Here is a 15672-nt window from a genome sequence, read left to right on the forward strand (position 1 = left end):
CCTGCCGCCAGGTGAGCCAGACGGGGTCGCCGGCGTCACCGGGGGCGGGGCTGCCGAAGGCGGGTTTGTCGGGGGTCTCGGCCACGCGGTGCAGGAACATGTCCGGGATCGAGCGGTACGGCAGTTCGAGCCGTTGCTGGGTCTGGGTCATGTCGGTCGGCCTCCGAGCCAGGCTTGGACGAGCACGTGACTGCGGTCACGTGCTGTCGGTTACCAGACGGTAAACCGTCGATCCCGTTACCGGCTAGACCCGAAACCGAAACGTGTTCTCCTTGTCTAGAACCAGTTTTGAGACTCAGCCGTCGCCGTCCTCACAGTCCGAGGCGCGCGGTCCGGAGGCGTTCGCCGGTCTCTGCCGGGCCGTCGATCTCGACCCGGGCGTGCTCCTGGCGGCCCGTGAAGAAGAGGAGCAGTTCGCCGGGGGTGCCGGTGACGGTGACCTCGGGACCGCCGCGACCGACCCGGGTCCCCTCATGGCCGGGAATGTCGACGATGATCGTGGCCGGGAAGCGGCGGGCGCTGAGCCGGGCCGACCCCTTGGCGCGGCCGGCGAGTGCGGCTTCGTAGGAATCCGGTAGGTCGCGTGGGGTCCAGCCGGGCCGGGCGCGGCGGACGTCCTCGTGGTGGATGAAGTACTCGACGATGTTCATCGCCTCGTCGACCGGCTTGATCCAGGCCGGCGGCGTGCGGACCCTGCCGACGAGCGCGGTGTAGTCGGTCTTCGCGAGTCGTTCCTGGACGCGCCGGGTGTGGCCGGCCAGAGGCCTGAGCAGGATGCCCGCGGCGGCGTCCGGGCGGCGCTCCCGCAGCACGAGGTGCGCGGCGAGGTCACGGGTGGCCCAGCCGGCGCAGAGCGTGGGCGCGTCGGGGCCGGCGGCGAGGAGCGAGTCGGCGAGCGCCGCGCGCTCGGCGCGGGCGAAGGCGGTCATGTGCGTAACGCTATCGCTGCGGCTGCCGCGCTCGGTTCGGCGGCGAAAACTTGTCGGTGGGTCTCTGTAAGGTTGCCGTGCGGCGTTGACGACTTACCCGGGGGGCGGACGTGACCAGTGGCAAGGTGCTCCTGAAAGGACTGCGGGTCCTGGGGCACGCCATCCGTGACGAGCCTCACATGTTCGCGATCTCGGTCGTGGGCAGCGTGCTGTTCAGCCTGCTGACGATCGCGACGGCCTTCGTCTCCGGCGCCGTCGTCGGCCGGGTCGCGGTCCCCGCCATCGACGCCCGCCACGTCGTCTCCGGATCCCTCGCGCTCGGCGCCTCCGCCGTCCTCGCGGTCAGCCTCGGCAAGATCGTCGGCATCGTCGCCCGGCGCCTCGGGGCCGGGGCGATGCAGTTCAACCTCCAGGCGCGCTACCGGCGGGCGGTGACCCGGCGCTACCTGCGCCTGCCGCTCGCCTGGCACCAGCGGCACCCCACCGGCACCCTGTTGTCCAACGCGAACGCCGACGTCGAGTCCGCGTGGTATCCGATCGCACCGTTCCCGTTCGCGGTCGGCACGGTCGTCATGCTGGTCGCGGCCGTCGTGTCGCTCTTCGTCACCGACTGGGCCATGGCCCTCGTCGGCGTCGCCATCTTCCCGGCGCTGCTCGGCGCCAACGTCGCCTACTCGCGGCGGATGGCGCCGCGCGTGGCCACCGCCCAGCAGCTGCGGGCCGACGTCAGCGCCGTCGCGCACGAGAGCTTCGACGGCGCCCTGGTCGTCAAGACCATGGGGCGCGAGGCGGCGGAGACCGAGCGGTTCGCCGCGAAGGCCGCCGAGCTGCGCGACGCCACGATCCGGGTCGGCCGGGTGCGGGCGATGTTCGACCCGGTCCTCGACGCGCTGCCGAGCATCGGCACGCTCGTCGTGCTCGTCGTCGGCGCGTGGCGGTTCCGGTCCGGCGCGGTCGGCGTCTCCGAGGTCGTCAGCGTGACGTTCCTCTTCACCGTGCTCGCCTTCCCGGTCCGGGCGATCGGCTGGGTGCTCGCCGAGCTGCCCCGCAGCGTCGTCGGCTGGGAGCGGATCCGGCACGTCCTCGACGCCGAGGGCGACACCGTCTACGGCGCGACCGAGCTCACCGACGCGCAGAAGCCGGCGGCGCTGCGCTTCGACGACGTCCACTTCGCCTACCGTGACCCCGACGGCGACCGGGCCTCCGACGTGCTCAGCGGCGTCACGTTCGACGTCCCGGCCGGGCGCACGGTCGCCCTCGTCGGGCCGACCGGGTCCGGCAAGTCGACGATCGCCGCGCTGGCCGCCCGGCTCGTCGACGCCGACACCGGGTCGGTGTCGCTCGACGGCGTCGACGTGCGCGAGCTGACCCAGGAGTCGCTGGTGCGCACGTCGGCGCTCGTCGCGCAGGTGCCGTTCGTGTTCGACGACACGGTCCGCGGCAACATCACGCTCGACCGGGCCGGCGTCGACGACGACGCGGCCTGGGCGGCGCTGCGCCTCGCGCAGGCCGACGGGTTCGTCGAGAAGCTCGCCGACGGGCTCGGCACCACGGTCGGCGAGCGCGGCACGTCGCTGTCCGGCGGCCAGCGGCAGCGGCTCACGATCGCGCGGGCCCTCGCGGGCGCGCCGCGGCTGCTCGTCCTCGACGACGCCACGAGCGCGGTCGACCCGCGCGTCGAGGCGGCGATCCTGGCCGCACTGCGGCGCGACGACGCCCAGCAGGCGTCGATCCTCGTCGTCGCCTACCGGCGGGCCACCATCGCCCTCGCCGACGAGGTCGTCTACCTGGAGCGCGGCCGGGTGGTCGCGCGCGGCACCCACCAGGAGCTGCTGGCGACCGCCCCCGGCTACGCCGAGCTGGTGACCGCCTACGAGAAGGCCGAGGCCGAGCGGGAGCGCGACGGCACGTTCGACGAGGGCGAGCGCGCCTCCGGCGGCGGCCTCGCTTCCACCGAGGACGGCGAGCGCGTGCTCGACGAGGGGAGCGTGACCGCGTGACGACCGCCGTGCCCACCGGGCCGATCGACGCCCCGGCGACCCGGCTGGGCGTGCTGCGCCGCGGCCTCGCCCTGTCGCCCGAGCTGTTCACCGGCCTGGCCGGCACCCTCGGCCTGGCCGTGCTGGCCACCGCCGGGCGGGTCGCCGTGCCGGTCGCCATCCAGCAGGGCATCGACAAGGGCCTGCTCGCGGACGGCGGCCCCGACCTCGGCGTGATCACCCTCGTCGTGACGGTCACCGCCGGCGTGCTGCTGCTGACGATGGTCTGTGCCTACCTGATGAACGTGCGGCTGTTCACGGTCAGCGAGACCGCGCTGGCCGGCATCCGCGTGCGCACGTTCCGGCACATCCACGATCTCTCGATGCTGCACCAGCAGTCCGAGCGGCGCGGCGCGCTCGTCTCGCGGGTCACCGGCGACGTCGACCAGATCAGCCAGTTTCTGCAGTTCGGCGGCCTGCTGTTCATCCTCAGCGTCGGCCAGCTCACCGTCACCACGGCGGTCATGCTGATGTATTCCTGGCAGCTCACGCTCGTCGTCATCGCCGCCTTCGCGCCGCTCATCGTCGTCGTCCGGATCTTCCAGCGCCGCCTCAGCGTCATGTACCTCCACGTGCGCGAGAGCGTCGGCGCCATGCTCGGCGTCATCGCCGAGAGCGTCGTCGGCGCGCCGGTCGTGCGGGCCTACGGCATCCAGCGCCGCACCGCCGACCGCCTCGACGCGGCCATCGACCGCAACCGGCGCATGCAGTTCCGCGCCCAGAAGAACAACGTGACCAGCATGGGCTTCGGCGAGCTCGCCGCCGGCCTGGCCCTCGCCGGCGTGATCGTCGCCGGCACGATCCTGGGCGCCGGCGAGCAGCTGACCGCCGGCCAGCTCACCGCGTTCCTGTTCCTGGCCACGCTGTTCGTCCAGCCGGTCCAGGTGGCGACCGAGGTGCTCAACGAGGCGCAGAACGCGATCGCCGGCTGGCGCCGCGTCCTCGACGTCATCGAGACCGAGCCCGACGTGGCCGACCCTTCCGGCGCCGGCCGCGACCTGCCCGACGGCCCGATCGACGTCACGTTCGAGCACGTCCACTTCGCCTATCCGGGCGGCCCCGAGGTCCTCACCGACGTCGACCTGACCGTGCGGGCCCGCACCCGCGTCGCCGTCGTCGGCGAGACGGGCAGCGGCAAGACCACGTTCGCGAAGCTCCTCACCCGCCTGATGGACCCGACGACCGGCCGCGTCCTGCTCTCCGGCGTCCCGCTGCCGGAGGTGCGCTTCGACTCCCTGCGCCGCCGCGTCGTCATGGTCCCCCAGGACGGCTTCCTCTTCGACGCCACGGTCGCCGACAACGTCCGCTTCGCCCGCCCCGACCTGAGCGACGTCGACCTCGAGCTGGCGTTCACCGAGCTGGGCCTCATCGACTGGGTCGAGTCCCTCGCCGACGGCCTGCACACCGAGGTGGGCGAGCGTGGCGAGGCCCTGTCCGTGGGCGAGCGCCAGCTGGTCGCGCTGGCCCGCGCCTACGTCGCCGACCCCGACCTGCTGGTCCTCGACGAGGCCACGAGCGCCGTGGACCCGGCCACGGAGGTCCGCCTGCAACGCACCCTGGACGCGGTCACGCGCGGCCGCACCACGATCGCGATCGCCCACCGCCTGTCCACGGCCCAGTCCGCCGACGAGGTCATCGTGGTCGACCGCGGCCACGTCGTCCAACGCGGCCCGCACGCCACCCTGGTCTCCGAATCCGACTCCATCTACGCCCGGTTGTACGCAAGCTGGCTCGAACAAACCCGCTGACCCGCCCACCTCACCCCGCCACCGGCGTCGCCCCCCACACGCCGGCGCCGATGCACACCGTGCGGCCGCGGCTCACGCACCGTGCGACTCACGCCCGGGGGCCTGCGCGGGGTTGCCGTGTGGGGGTTTGCGCGGGGTTGCCTTGCGTGGGGCTTGCGCGGGTCCGGACGGGTTGACCTGGTCGGCCGCTTGTCGTCAATGCGGTCGCGCCTGGCTGCCCCTCCGTGCCTCAGCGTCGTTGTGCCTTCGTTCCGCCGGCTCTCTGGTCTCCGCGCCGCCGGCTTTCCGCGTGTCCATGCCGCCGGGTCTAGGCTCTGCACCGCCGGCTCTCCGCCCGCCGCGCCGCCGGCTCGCCGCCCTCCGCCTCCGCGCCGCCGGCTCTCCGCCTCCGCCTCCGCCTCCGCGCCGCCGGCTCTCCGCCTCCGCCTCCGCCTCCGCCTCCGCGCCGCCGGCTCTCCGCCTCCGCGTCTCCGCGTCTCCGCGTCTCCGCGTCTCCGCGTCTCCGCGTCTCCGCGTCTCCGCGCCTTCGGGTTCCCGCGCCTTCGGGTTCCCGTGCTGCCCTCCGCGCGCCCGAAATTTCGGATATTTACGGCCTGCGTGCCGCCGGGTTCGGTGGGCGGTCGGGGTGCCTTCATGATCCAGGGAGAGTTCTGGCTGTCGGGGCAGCCAGATGTTGCCATCGATCATGGCGCCGCCCGGGTGAGGAGGAGCGGCGACAACGGGTGGTCGAGTTGTCACCCTTCCCGGGTGGTTCAGCCGTGTCGATGGCCTACCCTCGGAGGCATGGTTGCCGGGGGGCGCCGGCTCGTGCCGATGCAGGTGCGGGTCGCGGTGACGGGGTTCAACGCTATCGGTGGGGTCATGCTCACGCTGACGCTCGCCGCCATCGGGGTGCTGCTGTCGGGGATGCAGGTCGACCCGGCCCGGCAAGGGGGCACCGCCTACCTCGACTTCGTCCTCTTCTTCAACGCGATCCTGTTCCTGTTCCCGCTCGCGGTCGTGCTGGTGTTCCTCGGCGTGCGGATCAAGCGGGGGGAGCACTGGGCCTGGCTGGCGAGCCTCGTCTTCTGGGCGTTCGTCGGGACGATGGCGCCGCTGCTGACCTGGCTGCTGCCCGCGCCGCTGCTGTTCGCCGTGGTGCCGGCCGGGTGTGCCGGCGGGCTGCTCGCGCTGCTGCTGACGCCGCAGGCGCGGACGCACTGCGCCGACGTGGACCTCGACTAGGGAAGCGGGCCTTCGAGGTACCGCTGGATCGTCGGGCCCACGTTCAGCACGAGCTCGTCGGCGGGCATGGTGGCGATCGGTTCCAGCTTCAGGAGGTACCGCGTCATGGCCAGGCCGACCATCTGCGAGGCGACCAGCCCGGCGCGGATGGGGGCCTCGGCCGGGTCGAGGCGCAGCTGGGTCGTGGCGCGGCGGAGGATCTGCGTGACCAGGAGCTCGCGCAGCATGCGGGCCGACCAGTCGTGCTGCAGCGCGCTGCGGACCAGGGCGGCGGCCGCGGAGCCGGCGGGGGAGTCCCACACGCCGACGAAGCCGCGGACGAGGCGCTCGCCGACGCCGTCGAGGCCCGGCTCGAAGATCTTCGGCAGGAGTTCGCCCGGGTCGATCGGCGCCTCCATCGCGGCCAGGAACAGCTTGTCCTTCGCGCCGAAATAGTGGTGCACCAGCGCCGGGTCGACCCCGGCGCTGGTCGCGATCTGTCGGATGGACGCTCCGTCGTACCCGCGTTCGGCGAAGGCCGCGCGGGCAGCGGCCAGGATGGCCATGCGCGTGTCCTGGTTGCCGGGGCGTCGACCGGTGCGGGCCATGACTCTCTTTCAGCCGTGGGACTCAGGCGGTACGGCGGCGCAGCGTCGCCGCCCCGAGCAAGAGTGCCACGACCACGCAGCCGACAATGATGCCCAGGTCGCGCCACATGATCCCGGTCGGTTCCGTGTTCTGGCCCAGCTCGGTGAGGGCCTGCACGGCGTACGACATCGGCAGGACGTCGCTGATCGCCTGCATCCAGCCGGCCATCTGATCGCGGGGCTGCAGCAGCCCGCACAGCAGGACCTGCGGCAGGACCACGGCCGGCATGAACTGCACGGCCTGGAACTCGCTGTTGGCGAACGCGCTCACCAGCAGGCCGAGGGCCATGCCGAGCACCGCGTTGCCGACCGCGAGCACGCCGACGAGCCAGGCCGGGCCGAGGGTGTCCAGGCCGAGCAGCCAGAACGCCAGGGCGGACACGATGGTCGCCTGGACGGCGGCGGCGACGGCGAACGCGACGCCGTACCCGAGCAGGATGTCGACCTTGCCGATCGGCGTCGTGAGCAGCCGCTCCAGGGTGCCGCTGGTCCGCTCGCGCAGCATCGCCACGCTCGTCAGCAGGAACATGATCACGAGCGGGAACACGCCGAGCATGATGAGCCCGACGCGGTCGAACATCAGCGGGTTGTTGTCGTAGAGGTACCGCAACAGTGTCAGCAGTACCGTGGGAACGACCAGGATCATCGCGATGGTGCGCCGGTCGTGGCGCAGCTGCCGGAGGATTCGGCCGGCGGTCGAGAACGTGAGCCGCAGCGACATCGTCAGGCCACCTTTTCCTTCTCGGTTCCCTGCTGCTCGGACTCCTGGACCAGGCGCAGGAACGCCTCGTCCAGGTCGTCGGTGCCGGCCCTCGCTCGTACCGCGGCCGGAGTGTCGTCGGCGATCAGCAGGCCCTCGCGGATCAGCAGCAGCCGGTCGCAGCGCCCGGCCTCGTCCATCACGTGGCTGGAGACGAGCAGCGTCGAACCCTGCCGCGCGAGCTCGTGGAACCGCTGCCAGAGCTCGTTGCGCAGGACCGGGTCCTGCCCGACGGTCGGCTCGTCGAGGACGAGCAGCCTGGGCTTGCTGACGATCGCGCAGGCCAGCGAGGCCCGGGCGCGCTGGCCGCCGGAGAGCTGCCCGACGAGCTGGTTCTTGGCCTCGGCGAGCCCGACGTCACGCACGGCTTCATCTGCGGCGTTCGATCCCAGTCCGTACAGCGACGCGAAGTAGCGCGCGTTCTCGCGCACGGTGAGGTCTGCGTACACGCTCGGTGCCTGCGTGAGGTAGCCGACCTTGTCGCGCAGCGGCTTCGAGCCGGCGGGGTGGCCCAGCACGGTCACCGTGCCGCTGACGGTCTTCTGCACGCCGACGACGGCGCGCATGAACGTGGTCTTGCCGCTGCCGCTGGGGCCGAGCAGACCGGTGACGCTGCCGCTGGGGACGCTGCAGGTGAAGTCGTGCAGCACCCGCCGCTTGCCGCGTGCGATCACGAGGTGCTCGACCTCGATCGCATTGCTCATGGCTGGTTCGCCTTCTTCCGGGTTCGCTTCTCGTGGTGGCTGAGCCTGTGCGGACTTTCCGGTGCGGGTGGTGCCGCTGTGGCTTGCTGCTGTGGCCGCTCGCTGTGGCGGGGACTCTTGCCGCGGCCCGAAACTCAACGCCTGATGAACTCAACGGTAGATGAAATCTTGGACCAGCGTCAATGCGCAGACGCGACAGGGGGCGGACCGATCCGGTCCGCCCCCTGAGGCTGTGGCTGATGACGACTAGAGCGCGAGGACACGCTCCAGGAAGTCCTTGTACTGCCGGAGCGCCACCCGCAGCGACTCGGTGTCCGGGTGCTTCGACGTCTTCCGCGGGTCGAGCGCGTGCTGCTGCTCCTGCAGCTTCTCCGCGAGCGTCTCGATCGCGTCACTGACGACCGCGGACGCCTTGGCGACCGCCTTGACCGGGTCGTCGACAAACTTCGACTCGGCCTTCATCAGCCGAGACCGGAACTTGTCGGCCCGCTTCTGCTTCCAGAGCACGATCCGCTGCTCGACAACATCCCCGGGCCGAAGCGGCGCCGCAGCCGCAGCCGCGGCCAACTCGGTCTCCTCGTCCTCGTCGTCGTCGGCCTCGGCGACAGCCTCGTCCTCGTCCTCTTCTTCCTCGTCCTCATCGGACTCAGCTTCGGCGGCGGGCTCGTCGTCCTCGTCGTCGTCCTCTTCCTCGTCGGATTCGGCCTCAGCGACGGGCTCCTCGTCGTCCTCGTCCTCTTCGCCGTCCTCGTCCTCAGCCTCGTCGGCTTCGGCAGCGGGCTCCTCGGCCTCGTCCTCGTCCTCGGCGTCGTCCGCCTCGGCCGCAGGCTCCTCAGCGTCCTCGTCCTCGGCGTCGTCGTCCGAGGCCTCCTCGGCGCTGTCGGCCTCGCCGGTCAGTTCCTCGACGTCGGCAACGAGGTTGACCTCGTCGGCCGCAACCTCCTCGGCCACGTCCTCGGCAGCCACCTCCGCCGCCGCGTCCTCGACCTCAGCAGCATCCTCGTCGTCCTCGTCGCCAGCCTCGGCGGCCGGCTCGTCGCCCTCGCCCTCGGCAGCAACTTCCTCGACCTCAGCAGCGTCCTCGTCGCCCGCGTCCTCGTCGGCGGCAGCCTCCTCAGCCTCGGCGGCGGGCTCGTCGGCCTCCCCGGCCTCCGCCTCCTCAGCCTCGGCAGCGGGCTCGGCAGCCTCGTCGTCCGCCTCGGCGGCAGCCTCGTCAGCCTCGGCGGCCGGCTCGTCGCCCTCGCCCTCGGCGGCGACTTCCTCGACCTCAGCGGCCTCCTCGGCCTCAGCCTCAGCGGCAGGCTCCTCAGCGTCCTCGTCGGCGGCCGGCTCTTCGTCGCCCTCAGCCTCGGCGGCCACCTCTTCGGCAACGGCCTCCTCGGACTCCCCGCCCTCGGCCTCAGCGTCGTCGGCCTCGGCGGCGGGCTCGTCGGCCGCCGAGTCCTCCTCCGCGGCAGCTTCCTCGACCGCGACGGCCTCGGCCTCGCCGGCCTCCTCCGCCTCGGCTTCAGCGGCGGCCTCCCCGGCCTCGGCGGCCGGCTCCTCGTCGCCCTCGGCCTCAGCAGCCGGCTCCTCAGTGGCTTCCTCCGCGCCAGCCTCCTCGGCCTCCGCCTCAGCGGCCGGCTCCTCCGCCTCCTCGGCGGCGTCCTCGGCCTCGGCGGCCGGCTCAGCCTCGTCGGCTTCCGCGGCGGCCTCCTCGACGGCGGCTTCCGCGGCGGCGGGCTCCTCCCCAGCCTCGGCCTCGGCGGCGGGCTCGGCGTCGGCCTCAGTGGCGACCGGCTCGGCCTCGGTGTCCTCGGCGGCGGTCTCCTCGACCGCGGCGGGTTCGGCGTCGGCGTCCCCAGCGGCCGCGTCCTCGGCGACCGGCTCAGTCTCGGCGGCGGCTTCCTCGGCCACGGCCTCCTCGGCAACGGCCTCGTCAGCCGCCGCCTCCTCGGTCTCGACGGCCTCGGCCTCGGTGGCGTCCTCCGCGGCAGCTTCCGCGGCCTCGACGGCCTCGGCCTCCGTGGTCTCGACAGCCTCAGCCTCGGCGGCCTCGGCCCCAGCGGCGTCGTCGGCCGCGGCCTCCTCGGTCTCGACGGCCGCGGGTTCGTCGGAGGTGGACTCGGCGGCCGGTTCGGCCTCGGAAGCGTCCTCGACCGCAGCGCCGGTCTCGGGGTCGGTCTCGGCCGGGGCCTCGCCGACGATGGCGGAGATGTCGTCCGGGACCGCGACCGTGATCGCGTCGGTGTCGGCGAGGGGCTCGCCGGCCGCCGGAGCGACCTCGACGGCCTCGGCCGTGTCCGTGGCCTCCGCGGGCTCGGCCACGGCGGTGGTCTCGGCGGTGGTCTCGACGGCCGGCTCGGACGCCGCCGCCGGCGGCGGGGAGTCGACCGGCTGGCGCTGCTCCGGCACGACGGCCTCGGCGGGGGTGTTCTCCGGGGCGGTTGCCTCCGGGGAGGGACCGGACTGGTTGTTGGGCGGGGTGAAGTTGGGATGCATCGGGGCGGGTCCTCCGTCCGCTCGGTCTGAGCGGGGCTGCCACCCGCTCAGACTGCTGGTTCGCTCAGCGCTGGGGTCGCGGACGCCGGGAGGCCGAACGGCGCCCGGTCCAACGCCGCGACACCGACGGCAAGCGGGACCCCGGGCGGTACGGGCGTAGGGTCAGCCGACGGCAGGCGGGGAAGGGTGGGCGACCGCAGATCTTCCGTGCGGCGCACCCCGAAGGTACTCCCTCAACACCACCAGCCATAGACCCCAAACCGCCGAGTCTGTGCGGTGCGGGAGAATTGCCACTGTGTCGTCGAACCTTGATCCAGAAGTCGCCAACCGTTTACGCCGGAACGAGGCCGGGCTGGTGCCCGCGATCGTCCAGGAGCACGGCACCGGGCAGGTGCTGATGCTGGCGTGGATGGACGACGAGGCGCTGCACCGGACCCTGACGACGGGCCGGGCGACGTACTGGTCGCGCAGCCGCAACGAGTACTGGGTGAAGGGCGAGACGTCGGGCCACGCCCAGCACGTCAGGGCGGTGGCGGTCGACTGCGACGGCGACACGGTCCTGGTGACGGTCGAGCAGGTCGGCGCGGCCTGCCACACCGGCAACCACACCTGCTTCTACTCCCCGCTGGAGGTGACCTCATGACGACCGGTGCCGTCGCCCCCGACGAGGCGACCTTCCGTGAGCTGGCCCGCACCCGCCGGGTCGTCCCCGTCACCCGCCGGCTCCTCGCCGACGGCGAGACCCCCGTCGGCGTGTACCGCAAGCTCGCCGGCGGCCCCGGCACGTTCCTGCTCGAGTCCGCCGAGCAGGGCGCCGGCGCGGCCGGGGCGGTCTGGTCGCGGTACAGCTTCGTGGGCGTGCGCAGCCTGGCGACCCTCGTCGAGCGCGACGGTCGCGCCCACTGGCTCGGCACCCCGCCGGCCGGGCTGCCCGCCGACGGCACCCCGACCGACGTGCTCGCCGCCACCGTCGCCGCGCTGACCGCCGACGACAGCGACCTGCGCGACCTCGACCTGCCGCCGCTGTCCGGCGGTCTCGTCGGCTTCCTGTCGTATGACGCCGTCCGGCGCTTCGAGCAGCTGCCCGAGCTGGCGATCGACGACCTGGGCCACCCCGAGCTCGGCATGATGCTCGCGACCGACCTCGTCGCCCTCGACCACTTCGAGGGCGCGGCCCTGCTCATCGCCAACGCGGTGCTGCCGGCCGCCGGGGCCGACGACGCCGCCGTCACCGCCGCATACCACCAGGCCATCGGCCGGCTCGACGCGATGACCACGGCATTGTCCCGGCCCACGCCGCCGCTCGTGTCCACTGTGGACAGAGTGCCGCTCGGCGACGTGGTCAGCCGGACCCCGGCGGGGGAGTACCCCAAGGCGGTCGAGGCCGCCAAGGAGGCCATCCGCGCCGGCGAGTGCTTCCAGATCGTCGTCGCCCAGCGCTTCGAGCGGCCCACCGACGCCGACCCCCTCGACGTGTACCGCGTGCTGCGCACCACCAACCCCAGCCCGTACATGTACCTGCTGCGCTTCGACGGCTTCGACGTCGTCGGCTCGTCGCCGGAGGTGCACGTCAAGGTCGACGGCCGCCGGGCCCTGCTGCACCCGATCGCCGGCACCCGCTGGCGCGGCGCCACCCCCGAGGAGGACGCGGCCCTGGCGGCCGACCTACTCGCCGACCCGAAGGAGCGGGCCGAGCACGTCATGCTCGTCGACCTGGCCCGCAACGACCTCGGGCGGGTCTGCCGACCCGGCACCGTCGAGGTGCCCGAGTTCATGACGGTCGAGCGATACAGCCACGTCATGCACATCGTGTCGACCGTCGTCGGCGAGCTGCACGACGACCGCACCGCCTTCGACACCCTCGCCGCCACGTTCCCGGCCGGCACCCTGTCCGGGGCCCCGAAGGTGCGCGCGATGGAGATCATCGAGGAGCTGGAGCCGACCCGGCGGGGCCTGTACGGCGGGGTCGTCGGGTACTTCGGCTTCGGCGGCGACATGGACACCGCCATCGCCATCCGCACCGCCCTGATCCGCGACCGCGTCGCATACGTGCAGGCGGGCGCCGGGATCGTCGCCGACTCCGACCCGGCCGCCGAGGAGACCGAGACCCGCAACAAGGCCGCCGCCGTCCTGGCCGCGATCGCGACCGCCGAGACGCTGAGGCCGGCGCGGTGAGGCTCGACGGCCGGCGTGGCCTGACCGTCGTCGCGCTCGCGTGCGGGGCCGCCGCGGCCGTGGTGCTGCTCGCCGCGACCCGCGGCTGGCAGGAGGTCGTCACCGAGCGGGTCGCCCCGCTGCCGCCGGCCACGACCCACCGCACCGGCACCGACCTGGCGCCCTGGCTGCCCGCCCTCGGCGCGGTCGCCCTGGCCGGCGCCGGCGCCCTGCTGGCCACCCGCGGCGCCGCCCGGCTCGTCGTCGGCGGGCTGCTGAGCGTCGCCGGTGCCGGCATCGCTGCCGCCGCGCTGCTGACCCTCGGCGACGGGGTCACCGTCGCCTGGCCGGTGCTGTCGGCGCTCGCCGGGATCGTCGTCGCCGCCGCCGGCGTGGCCACCGTCCGGTCCGGCCGGACCTGGCCGGCCATGGGCGCCCGCTACGAGCGGCCAAAACGACCCGACGCCCCGGACGGCGCACCCCGCCGCCCGGCCTCGCAGGCGGAGCTCTGGGACGCCCTCGACCGGGGTGAAGACCCCACGACCCGCGACGGCGGCGGTTAGGGTCGGCCCATGGCGAGCAGCAAGGAAGTCCTGGAGATCGCCGGCCGTGAGGTGACGGTCACCAACCCCGACAAGGTCTACTTCCCGAAGTCCGGCCGCACCAAGCTCGACCTCGTCCGCTACTACGTGGCCGTCGCCGACGGCGCCCTGCGCGGGGCGGGCGGCCGGCCGATGGCCCTCAAGCGCTACGTCAACGGCATCGACGGCGAGGCGTTCTTCCAGAAACGCGCACCCGAGAAGCGGCCCGACTGGATCGAGACCGCCACCCTCCGTTACCCGTCCGGCCGCACCGCCGAGGAGATCGTGCTGCGCGACGCGGCCCAGCTCGCCTGGGTGGTCAACCTCGGCTGCCTCGAACTGCACACCCACTCCGTGCTCGCCGAGGACGTCGACCACCCCGACGAGCTGCGCATCGACCTCGACCCGGTGCCCGGCGTGCCGTGGGGCCAAGTCGTCGACGTGGCCCTCGTCGCTCGCGAGGTGCTGGAGGAATACGGCCTGGCCGCCTGGCCCAAGACGTCCGGCTCCCGCGGCTTCCACGTCTACGCCCGCATCGAGCCCCGGTGGACCTTCGCCGAGGTGCGCCGCGCCGCCGAGGGCTTCGCCCGCGAGGTCGCCCAGCGGGTGCCCGACCTGGCCACCGGCGCCTGGTGGAAGGAGGAGCGCCACGGCGTCTTCCTCGACTACAACCAGAACGCCAAGGACCACACCACCGCCTCCGGCTACTCGGTGCGCCCGTCCGGCGAGGCCCGCGTCTCCATGCCGCTGACCTGGGACGAGGTCCCCGGCTGCGACCCCGCCGACTACACCATGGACACCGTCCCCGGCCGGCCCGACGCCTGGGCCGGCGTCGAGGACGCCCGCGGCTCCCTCGAACCGCTCCTGGAGCTCGCCGCCACCTTCAAGAAGCAGGCGCCGGCGAAGAAGGGCACCGGCCGCCGCCAGCCGACCATGCCGCTCATCGAGATCACCCGCACCGCCACCAAGGAGGAGGCGATGGCCGACCTCGAGGCGTGGAAGGCCCGCCACCCCGGCGTGTGGCCGCTGCTCGAGGAGGCCGACGTGCTCGTCGACTCGATGCGGGGGATCAACAGCGTGTGGTATCGCATCCGGCTCAACCTCCGGCACGTGCCCGAGGCCGACCGTCCCGCCCAGGAGCCGCTCGCGCACGACTTCGACCCCTTCGCGAAGTGGAAGGAGATGCAGGCGCGCGGCGAGATCCCGCAGCGCTGGCGCCGCCCGGCGAAGGAGTCGCAGGACGGCGGTCATGACTGACGCCGCGGCGCCGGCTCGGGATCGCTGACCCAGCCCGCGACCAGCACCAGGCCGGTCGGGCGGTGCACGGCCAGATAGCCGAACGGCCGGTCGAACGTCACCGTCAGCCGCAGCTTCCGGGCGCTCGGCGGCGTGAACGCCACCGGCACCAGCGCCACCGCGGCCACCGCCGCCGCCCGGAACCCGCCGGCGGTGAACGACGCCACGCTGTGCTCCACCGCCGCGCCCACCCGCAGGTCCGCCGGACTGATGCCCGGGAACGGGCCCGTTGCGGCGGCGGCCGCCAGCCCGAACAGCTCCGGCTCGGCGAGCAGGTCGTGCGACGCCGTGGCCGAGAACCGCGGAACTTTCACCACCAGCTCCGGCACGTCGTCGTCGGCGTCCACCTCCGCCGCCACGACCCCCGGCCCCTCGGCGGGCGGGCCGTCGGCCCCGCCACCCCCTCCGCCGGCACCGCCGGTCCCGGTGGCCTCCACGGCGGCGGCCAGCACCTCGCCCGGCGGCCGGTCCGCCCGGCCGAGACACAGCAGCACGTCCAGGTCGCCCGAACCGGCGACGGTCACCAGCGTGAGCGGGCCCGCCGGGGACTCCACCACCCGCAGGCCGGCCACGTCGGTCGTCCGCCGATGCAGGGACGCCAGCCGGCGTCCCGCCCACCGACCGTACAACGGGCGCATCACACCATCCGTGAACGCCTGCCGCCACTCGGTCACCACCGACAGCGCCGACGCCAGGACCAGGCCCGTCTCCGGCCCCACCGACACCGGCATCGCCGAGATCAGGCCGTCGGTGTGCGCCGACGCCCACCCGTCCAGCAGCGCCCGGTCCACCGCCGCGTCGCCGGTCAGTCGCGGATCCGCCCGCGCCGCCCAGTCCAGGGTCAGCGGCACCCGGTCGCGCGTCCAGATGCCCAGCGCACCCCGCACCGGCAGCACCAGCGGCGTCGGCGCCACCGCCAGCAGCTCGGACCGGGCCGCCCCGCCCGCCACCGTCGCCAGGAGGGCCAGCAGGGGATAGACGCTCGCCGCTGAAAGTGCCGGCGCCGGGAACCGCCGGACCCAGCGTGCCGTCAATGTGTTGCAGGCGGGGACGCTCATGGACGTCACGCTAGAACAGGGGTACGACAAAACCGGCGGCGAGGCATTATGCCCTAGCCCATCAGGTGACGT

Annotated in this window: 13 protein-coding genes; 7 read left to right on the forward strand and 6 right to left on the reverse strand. The window is 73.4% G+C overall.

Annotation, left to right across the window (positions count from 1 at the left end; genetic code table 11):
• Nucleotides 1-311 precede the first annotated feature (311 nt).
• The gene (locus tag IEZ31_RS25375; protein WP_190252477.1) at nt 312-929 is read right to left on the reverse strand and encodes a TIGR03085 family metal-binding protein; all 618 of its coding nucleotides are present in this window, start codon (nt 927-929) and stop codon (nt 312-314) included.
• A 125-nt stretch (nt 930-1054) separates the two neighbouring features.
• Between IEZ31_RS25375 and IEZ31_RS25380 the strand changes: the two genes are divergently transcribed.
• From IEZ31_RS25380 to IEZ31_RS25390, 3 genes are all read left to right on the forward strand, one after another.
• Nucleotides 1055-2929, forward strand: a complete 1875-nt coding sequence (locus tag IEZ31_RS25380) for an ABC transporter ATP-binding protein (protein ID WP_229835847.1) — start codon at nt 1055-1057, stop codon at nt 2927-2929.
• Nucleotides 2926-4716 carry an ABC transporter ATP-binding protein gene (locus IEZ31_RS25385; RefSeq protein ID WP_229835832.1) on the forward strand — a complete coding sequence of 597 codons (1791 nt, stop codon included), beginning with the start codon at nt 2926-2928 and terminating at the stop codon, nt 4714-4716. Before IEZ31_RS25380 ends, IEZ31_RS25385 begins: the two co-directional genes overlap by 4 nt.
• Before the next feature lie 783 nt (nt 4717-5499).
• Nucleotides 5500-5940: a hypothetical protein gene (locus IEZ31_RS25390; protein WP_190252478.1), complete on the forward strand. Its 441-nt coding sequence runs from the start codon at nt 5500-5502 to the stop codon at nt 5938-5940.
• Here IEZ31_RS25390 and IEZ31_RS25395 read toward each other — a convergent pair.
• From IEZ31_RS25395 to IEZ31_RS25410, 4 genes are all read right to left on the reverse strand, one after another.
• Entirely contained in the window at nt 5937-6527 is a 591-nt protein-coding gene (locus IEZ31_RS25395) for a TetR/AcrR family transcriptional regulator (protein WP_190252479.1), read from the reverse strand. The two genes, IEZ31_RS25390 and IEZ31_RS25395, sit on opposite strands and share 4 nt — an antisense overlap.
• Before the next feature lie 22 nt (nt 6528-6549).
• Nucleotides 6550-7287, reverse strand: coding sequence for an ABC transporter permease (locus IEZ31_RS25400; protein ID WP_190252480.1), 738 nt, complete (start codon nt 7285-7287; stop codon nt 6550-6552).
• A 2-nt stretch (nt 7288-7289) separates the two neighbouring features.
• The gene (locus IEZ31_RS25405) at nt 7290-8030 is read right to left on the reverse strand and encodes an ABC transporter ATP-binding protein (protein ID WP_190252481.1); all 741 of its coding nucleotides are present in this window, start codon (nt 8028-8030) and stop codon (nt 7290-7292) included.
• A gap of 246 nt (nt 8031-8276) precedes the next feature.
• Nucleotides 8277-10511, reverse strand: coding sequence for a hypothetical protein (locus IEZ31_RS25410; protein WP_190252482.1), 2235 nt, complete (start codon nt 10509-10511; stop codon nt 8277-8279).
• 271 nt (nt 10512-10782) lie between these two features.
• Between IEZ31_RS25410 and hisI the strand changes: the two genes are divergently transcribed.
• Genes hisI through ligD form a run of 4 tightly spaced genes read left to right on the forward strand, consistent with a single transcriptional unit; the run spans nt 10783 to nt 14503 of the window.
• On the forward strand, nt 10783-11154 hold the full coding sequence (gene hisI / locus IEZ31_RS25415; protein ID WP_190252483.1) for a phosphoribosyl-AMP cyclohydrolase: 372 nt from the start codon (nt 10783-10785) through the stop codon (nt 11152-11154).
• Nucleotides 11151-12686, forward strand: a complete 1536-nt coding sequence (locus IEZ31_RS25420; RefSeq protein WP_190252484.1) for an anthranilate synthase component I — start codon at nt 11151-11153, stop codon at nt 12684-12686. The genes hisI and IEZ31_RS25420 overlap by 4 nt, the downstream gene beginning before the upstream one ends.
• Complete coding sequence (locus IEZ31_RS25425) at nt 12683-13228, forward strand: Trp biosynthesis-associated membrane protein (protein WP_190252485.1); 546 nt, start codon at nt 12683-12685, stop codon at nt 13226-13228. The genes IEZ31_RS25420 and IEZ31_RS25425 overlap by 4 nt, the downstream gene beginning before the upstream one ends.
• Before the next feature lie 9 nt (nt 13229-13237).
• Nucleotides 13238-14503, forward strand: coding sequence for a non-homologous end-joining DNA ligase (gene ligD, locus IEZ31_RS25430; RefSeq protein WP_190252486.1), 1266 nt, complete (start codon nt 13238-13240; stop codon nt 14501-14503).
• Here the strand turns inward: ligD and IEZ31_RS25435 are convergent.
• Nucleotides 14494-15600 carry a serpin family protein gene (locus IEZ31_RS25435; protein WP_190252487.1) on the reverse strand — a complete coding sequence of 369 codons (1107 nt, stop codon included), beginning with the start codon at nt 15598-15600 and terminating at the stop codon, nt 14494-14496. The genes ligD and IEZ31_RS25435 overlap by 10 nt on opposite strands.
• Between the last annotated feature and the right edge of the window lie 72 nt (nt 15601-15672).

This window comes from Dactylosporangium sucinum (assembly GCF_014647515.1).
Classification (GTDB): domain Bacteria; phylum Actinomycetota; class Actinomycetes; order Mycobacteriales; family Micromonosporaceae; genus Dactylosporangium; species Dactylosporangium sucinum.

Excerpts from the sequence above, each read along its gene's own strand:
- IEZ31_RS25420 (WP_190252484.1), top strand. The coding sequence starts at position 11,151 with ATGACGACCGGTGCCGTCGCCCCCGACGAGGCGACCTTCCGTGAGCTG.
- IEZ31_RS25435 (WP_190252487.1), bottom strand. The coding sequence starts at position 15,600 with ATGAGCGTCCCCGCCTGCAACACATTGACGGCACGCTGGGTCCGGCGG.
- IEZ31_RS25405 (WP_190252481.1), bottom strand. The coding sequence starts at position 8,030 with ATGAGCAATGCGATCGAGGTCGAGCACCTCGTGATCGCACGCGGCAAG.
- IEZ31_RS25400 (WP_190252480.1), bottom strand. The coding sequence starts at position 7,287 with ATGTCGCTGCGGCTCACGTTCTCGACCGCCGGCCGAATCCTCCGGCAG.
- ligD (WP_190252486.1), top strand. The coding sequence starts at position 13,238 with ATGGCGAGCAGCAAGGAAGTCCTGGAGATCGCCGGCCGTGAGGTGACG.
- IEZ31_RS25410 (WP_190252482.1), bottom strand. The coding sequence starts at position 10,511 with ATGCATCCCAACTTCACCCCGCCCAACAACCAGTCCGGTCCCTCCCCG.
- IEZ31_RS25375 (WP_190252477.1), bottom strand. The coding sequence starts at position 929 with ATGACCGCCTTCGCCCGCGCCGAGCGCGCGGCGCTCGCCGACTCGCTC.
- IEZ31_RS25390 (WP_190252478.1), top strand. The coding sequence starts at position 5,500 with ATGGTTGCCGGGGGGCGCCGGCTCGTGCCGATGCAGGTGCGGGTCGCG.
- IEZ31_RS25395 (WP_190252479.1), bottom strand. The coding sequence starts at position 6,527 with ATGGCCCGCACCGGTCGACGCCCCGGCAACCAGGACACGCGCATGGCC.